The sequence below is a fragment of the Spiroplasma sp. ChiS genome (assembly GCF_002968355.1).
In the GTDB taxonomy this organism is placed as follows: Bacteria; Bacillota_I; Bacilli_A; order Mycoplasmatales; family Mycoplasmataceae; genus Spiroplasma; species Spiroplasma citri.
On sequence record NZ_PUUH01000095.1, the window covers coordinates 1 to 1,596 of the forward strand.

The window sequence follows — 1,596 nt, forward strand, 5'->3', positions numbered from 1 at the left end:
CAGCAAGTAATGTCAATAAAATTATGATTGATAATAAAATACAAAATAAATATACTAATAAAATATTATCTTTTTTAATTGATGAAAAAAAATACTTTTTAAGAATATTAACACCTCGTGAATGTTGATTATTAATGGGGTTTAGTAATAAAGACTTTGATAAAGCAAGCAAAGTTGTGTCAGAAATTGTGTCAGAAACACAACTTTATAAACAAGCTGGTAATAGCATTGTGATTGATGTATTAGAAAAGATTTTTATAAAAATGTTTAAAACAGAAAAGAAAAATTAACAAAGGAGAAAATACAAATGAAAAAAGTAAATAAAGAAATATCAGATGAAATAATGAAATATGTAATTAATTCTGATTTTGATAATTTAAGAAATATAACTAATGAATTATATATAAAAGGTAATTTTTCTAACTAAACTAAGGAAATGTTATTCGATATAATTAATAAATTTGATAAAACAAGTATTAAAGAAAATAAACGAATTGTAATACCTGTAAAAAAAATCACTGATGAAAATAGTATTTTTTCAGTATCTCCGAAAAAGAAAAAGAAAAAAATAAATATTGTTTTTAAATAAAAAATAATGAATAATTATAAATTAATAATAGGATCCTATAATAAAATTTGTTCTGTTTATAATAATGAAATACCATGTATTTTTACCCAAGCAGGATTAATAAAAATTAGTCAAAATGAAAATAAATTACTTTATTATAGACATGTTAAATGTATAAAAAATAAATATGATAAGATTAATTTATAAAAATAGAAATATAATTTTATATCGTATAAACACAAAATTTTTAATTCCTTGTGTTTCTGTAAATTATTGTGTCAAATTTTATTATTACATCAATTCTTTTTAAATTTATTGAAATAATAAAGAAAATAAGTCTATTATTTCTATTTTTATAAAAGAAAGGAATGATATACATGAAAAAAATTTTAGGATTATTAAGTTCATTTACATTATTAACTACTGGAATAACACCATTAATGGCAATGATGCCAAATAATAGTAATAATATTCCTGAATCTTCAAATAGAAGAAATCAAGGTATTAATGATCAAATAAATGAAGGAAAAGATAAATTATTTAAAGATACTTTATTCCATGACCCTGAAGGTAATTTTATTCTTGAACCATGAGTGATTTATTTGAAAAATAAATCACTTAAAGATATAAAAAAAATTTTTAATGAAACTCCCAATCCTGCTATTAAAATTATTCAAGTGATAGATCATATAGTTACAATATTAAATGAAACAGGTAATAATGAAGATGAAGTAAAAGAATTTATAACAAAAATAGATATAAAAAATGAATTATATGTTACAAGATTTTATAATAATTTTTTAAATTCAATTAAAAATATTTTTGATAATCCTATAATAATGAATACTAGCGAGAGTCTTATTATTATTTTAAATATTAATGGAGAAATTAAAAAAGTTTTTTTTCAATAAATATTTTTTTAAAAACAACAAATTAATTTGTTGTTTTTTTTATTTGACAAATAATTTTAATGACGGTATCATCACGGTGTAATTAGTTATATAAATATTAATTTTATTTTACTTATA

3 protein-coding genes are annotated in these 1,596 nt (G+C 18.7%); all 3 read left to right on the top strand.

Features of this window, described 5'->3' with window-relative positions:
* Window positions 1–290, top strand: a 290-nt coding sequence (locus C6B38_RS09815; RefSeq protein ID WP_199558570.1) for a DNA cytosine methyltransferase, incomplete at its 5' end; no start/stop codon positions are given.
* 146 nt (window positions 291–436) lie between these two features.
* Complete coding sequence (locus C6B38_RS09820; RefSeq protein ID WP_162475840.1) at window positions 437–589, top strand: hypothetical protein; 153 nt, start codon at window positions 437–439, stop codon at window positions 587–589.
* 356 nt (window positions 590–945) lie between these two features.
* Window positions 946–1,479, top strand: a complete 534-nt coding sequence (locus tag C6B38_RS03545; protein WP_105298685.1) for a hypothetical protein — start codon at window positions 946–948, stop codon at window positions 1,477–1,479.
* The last annotated feature ends 117 nt before the right edge of the window (window positions 1,480–1,596 follow it).